The organism is Mesorhizobium sp. M7A.F.Ca.CA.002.04.1.1, from assembly GCF_004022805.1.
GTDB classification, from domain to species: domain Bacteria; phylum Pseudomonadota; class Alphaproteobacteria; order Rhizobiales; family Rhizobiaceae; genus Mesorhizobium; species Mesorhizobium ciceri.
This window is the reverse complement of the sequence record NZ_RZPL01000542.1, coordinates 1-4,061: the sequence shown is the minus strand read 5'-3', so window position 1 is coordinate 4,061 and position 4,061 is coordinate 1. Positions and strand designations below refer to the sequence as shown.

4 protein-coding genes and 1 pseudogene are annotated in these 4,061 nt (G+C 59.5%); 2 read left to right on the top strand and 3 right to left on the bottom strand.

All coding sequences use genetic code 11. From position 1 onward, the window contains the following. Positions 1 to 1,028 (top strand): glycosyltransferase (locus ENZ75_RS23750; protein WP_348630620.1); only part of this gene is annotated, 1,028 nt, incomplete at its 5' end. 30 nt (positions 1,029 to 1,058) lie between these two features. Here the strand turns inward: ENZ75_RS23750 and ENZ75_RS23745 are convergent. Continuing rightward, on the bottom strand, positions 1,059 to 1,409 hold the full coding sequence (locus tag ENZ75_RS23745; protein ID WP_013529383.1) for a DUF1330 domain-containing protein: 351 nt from the start codon (positions 1,407 to 1,409) through the stop codon (positions 1,059 to 1,061). A gap of 369 nt (positions 1,410 to 1,778) precedes the next feature. On the opposite strand from ENZ75_RS23745, the gene ENZ75_RS23740 reads away from it, so the two are divergent. Continuing rightward, positions 1,779 to 2,711: a glycosyltransferase family 2 protein gene (locus ENZ75_RS23740; protein WP_013529382.1), complete on the top strand. Its 933-nt coding sequence runs from the start codon at positions 1,779 to 1,781 to the stop codon at positions 2,709 to 2,711. Positions 2,712 to 2,782: 71 nt separating this feature from the next. On the opposite strand, the gene ENZ75_RS23735 is transcribed toward ENZ75_RS23740, so the two are convergent. Both ENZ75_RS23735 and ENZ75_RS23730 read right to left on the bottom strand, forming a co-directional pair. Beyond that, on the bottom strand, positions 2,783 to 3,586 hold the full coding sequence (locus ENZ75_RS23735; RefSeq protein WP_063169101.1) for a DUF1194 domain-containing protein: 804 nt from the start codon (positions 3,584 to 3,586) through the stop codon (positions 2,783 to 2,785). A gap of 83 nt (positions 3,587 to 3,669) precedes the next feature. Then, positions 3,670 to 4,061, bottom strand: a pseudogene (locus tag ENZ75_RS23730) (ABC transporter ATP-binding protein/permease); the annotation flags it as partial.

Sequence of the window (4,061 nt, the reverse complement as noted above, 5' to 3'; positions counted from 1 at the left end):
GCTATAGCCACACTGACGGCTCGGGGGGGCAAAAAATGGTCGAAGAACGCGCAACTTATTCACTCGTCGTCGAAATGGAGAATGCAAAATCGATCGACTGGGGCGAGATCGGCGTTGGGATGAAGGCCTTGGCTCGGGAAATCTCATCGGTTTCAGCAACCGGTTCAGCGCGACCAAGGATCGTCATCTCTCACGGCGGAGCAGAGTCGGACAAAGAGGCGTTGCGTCGTGAGATTTCGAATGAGGCCCCGCAGCTCGGTCAGGTTGCCGAACTCGTCTTCACAGCTTTCCCTGGCGGCCGATATTACGACCTGAAGAACAACGGTATGCTGGCATCGGACGGAGATATCGTCATCTTTCTGGATTCCGACGTGGTCGCGGAACCAGGATGGCTATCAGGACTGCTTGAACCCTTTGAAAACTCTGAAGTTATCTGCGCAAACGGATATACATACCTTTCATACGACGACTTCTTTTCAAGAACCTTTGCGTTGATCTGGTTTTTCCCGATGGCCCGTGGTGACGGGCGATTTGCCTCGAAGCGAGCGATCAACGCCAACAATGTAGCGTTTCGACGCGAGTGGATCCTCAGCCACCCTTTTCCAAAACATAACGGCTTCAAGGTTTCCTGCACTTTGCTGATGCGCGAACTGCTGCGGGAAGGCCACAAAATTCATAATGTCAACGCACGCGTTTATCACTATTCGCCGCGGGGCTGGCGGTTCTTTTACTGGCGCGCCCTGGTTACAGGTCGCGACGCCGACCGGAAGTTCGTTGCGCTCAATTCGCCGAGCCGCACGCGACGGATAGTCAAGTCCTTCAGCCGGTGGCTCACCATGTCATGGCGCACGACACGACGGATCGTAGGCCATGCCCGGGAAACCGGGATGCCGCTTTGGCAGGTTCCCTTTTCTCTGATTGTCGGTCAGGCATTTTATGGTTTGGCGTTTTGGGGCCAGTTCAGTTTCGCAACTGGCATGGTTCGCGACAAAATCGAAACGGTGCCAGACTATGTTGGGCATAGCTAGACGCTGTACCGCCATTCCTTGAACCGCAGTTCAGCGTCCAATTGATCCTTGATCCGGCGATTGCTCCAGAACATCCGTGGCCTTGTGCGGATGTTCGACGCCGTCGACGAACACCACATCGGCCTCCGAATTGTCCGTGCGCAGCGCCAGTATCGCTTGGTAGGCCGGCGAATTGTACCAGCCATGCACATGCTGCCTGTCGGGAAATTCTATGATGATCAGATGGCCAGGCCAGTCGTTCTCGATCACCTCCACATCGCCGCCATGGACCAGAAAACGGCCGCCGAAAGGTTCCAGCGTGGCATCTATCCTATGCAGATATTCGACGATCTGCGGACCCATTGTGGCTTGGCGCATATGGGCGACGGCGTAAGCGGCCATGACTGAACTCCCTTGTCATCGAAGCCGAGTTGCCGGCCTCTGCATGGGCAATCTGACCAAAGGCCGAGCGCTAAGCGATTACGTCTGAGGTAATGGGATGTATGCTATCTGTCATGATGGGTTGCTTCCACGGTGATTCGTAATGCTATGTGCGGCGGTGCTGTTGCAATTGGAACGCTAAGAGCGGGGATTCGTTGTCTCGCCTGGATTGAGTACCGGCACGGTGGGTGACAGGGGCAGTCGTTTTTTATAGCGTCGCGCCGACTGTGATGTGGTGTAGAGAAAGGGAAGTCCAATCCATTCGACCGTTCTGAAAATCGAAAAGTCCTGGACAGACGCGCAACCCTGCGCAGGAAACAGCTGACAGACATGGCCGGGATCGATCCAGTACCTCTCATCACGGTCATTACGCCGACCCACAACCGACGCGAAACAGTGTTGCGCGCCGTGGAAAGCGTATTCTCCCAGAGCATGTCGAGGTTTGAGCACATTGTCGTCGACGATGGTTCGACCGATGGGACCGAAGCGGCGCTGGCCCGCATCCAGGACCCGCGGCTGATCTATGTCGGGGCGAAATGGCGAGGCGCCAACGCCGCCAGGAATGCCGGCATCGAGCGGGCGCGGGCACCGTTGGTGACGTTCCTCGATTCCGACGACATCTACTTGCCGCACCGGCTTGAACGAACCCTGACCTGGTTCGATGAAAATCCTGCACTGCAAGTGCTGATCAGTTCGTTCGTGTCCCTGAAGGGCAATCGCATCACAAACTGCGCCAACCCAGAGGCATTCGTGAGCCCCGCAATGCTTGAGCGGACGCTGGTTGGGCAGACCATCTTCATCGCCGGCTCCGCGATCACTGCTCGCCGTGAAGCCTTGCTGGCCATCGGCGGCTACGACAGCGACATCACCCGCATGCAGGATCGCGAATTGCTGCTGCGCCTTGCCCGGCGCTTCGGTGCGCAACTGTCCGAGGACCTCGACTGGACGAAATACAATTCGGAGAACTCGATTTCCGGCCGCCGTGACGGCTATGTCGAGGCCTATGCGAACCTGATGGGCAAACATCCTCATATTGCCCACGCCTACCCGCACATTCCGCCTTACATGATCTCGCGGCAGCTCATCGCCGATATCCTGCGAGGCAGGATACCGGAGGCATTCCAGGGCTATATGGCCAACCGATCGTCGAAAGCGCTTGGCTACTCGCTGCCGGAATTGATGCAAGGCTATGTCCATGGCCGACGCTGGCGCCGCGATCTCTCCAACGAGTTTCGCAACCAATGTGGCGCCCGGCTCGCCTGAACCCAGAGCAACTCCAGGAAAATCGTGGAACGGTTTTCCCTCCGGATTGCGTGAACCGCACTATCGAGAGCTCAGCGGTCAAGTTCGGGAAAATACGGATCCGATAAAAACCGCCTGTCCCGTTCGCCCTGCAGGCAGTCTATCGGCTTGGCCGCGTCGACGGGGGTGATTCTCGCCTTGTCCCGAATGCCGCTCACTTCGAGGATCAGCTTGCGCCGGATGGCTGTCGAAAACTCCGCGGCGGCATAGATGGGCAGCACGAAGGAACCGGGCCCGCCGGTCACGCATTGCGCGTAATACTGGTCGAGATGGCTGAAGGTGGGCGACGGGCTGATCAGGATCGGCAGGCCGTTGACGACGATGCCTTTGGCAGTCGCCGCATCACGCGTCGCGGTGACTGGCGGTCCGATATTGTTCGGTCCGTCGCCCGAAATGTCGATGACGCTACGTTCGCCCTGGAAAGACGTGCGGTCGAAAAGCTCGGCACCGAAGGCCAGCGCGCCGGAAATCGAAGTGCCGCGAAAGCTGCGGAACGGACGCGCCGCGACCTCGTCGGCAAAGCTGTTGGCGCTCTCGGCACTATCGATGATCTGCCAGCCGATGACCGCGTCGTCGCGCACCGTGCCGGCCCACTCGAAATAGGTCAGCGCTATGCGGCCCGTGGCGCCGGCGCGGACAGCCTTGATGAAGTCGGGATGCCGCAGCGCCTCGACATAACCGGCGCGCTGCAGCGCGAACTCCTTCTCGTCCATCGACAGCGAGATGTCGACTGCCAGCACCAGCTCGACGTCGACGGCGAGCGCATCCCGCGGCGAGGCGGCGGGGGCAGCCTGGGCGCAGGCAAGACAGGCAAGCAGGCGCAGAGCATCAAGCATGGCCGTCGCCAGGTTGTTCTCCCGAAGAGCTTCCCTCGCGATCACGGCAAAATAAAGCTTTGCTTCCCCGTCCGGATATCAGGTCATTTCTTGCCGCGGGCGGCGACTGGCGGCGGTTCGATCGCGCCGGCTCTGACGCGGGCGGGCTTCAGCGCTGGCGCACCGGAATCCTTGACGATCGTCAACGCGCGCGGGAAGAAGTGGTCGTTGTGCTGGCCGCGCCCGATGTTGAGGATCGCTGTCGCCGGCAAACGCTTCTCGAGCATCGACAGCACGCGTCTTAGCGATGGGCCGTCGAATGCATCCAGCGCCTCGTCGATGATCACCCATTTCGGCTGCCGCAACGCGAGCCTGGCGAAGGCCAGCGAGCGCTGTTCGTCATCGCCCAACTCATGGTCCCAACGCCCGGCGCGGTCGAGCGATGAGGATAGCCGTCCCAGACCGACCTCGGCCAGCACCGCCGAAATGTCGGCAT

What these genes read in the sequence shown, in the direction of transcription:
- ENZ75_RS23745 (WP_013529383.1), bottom strand. Translation starts at nt 1,409, where the DNA reads ATGGCCGCTTACGCCGTCGCCCATATGCGCCAAGCCACAATGGGTCCG.
- ENZ75_RS23740 (WP_013529382.1), top strand. Translation starts at nt 1,779, where the DNA reads ATGGCCGGGATCGATCCAGTACCTCTCATCACGGTCATTACGCCGACC.
- ENZ75_RS23735 (WP_063169101.1), bottom strand. Translation starts at nt 3,586, where the DNA reads ATGCTTGATGCTCTGCGCCTGCTTGCCTGTCTTGCCTGCGCCCAGGCT.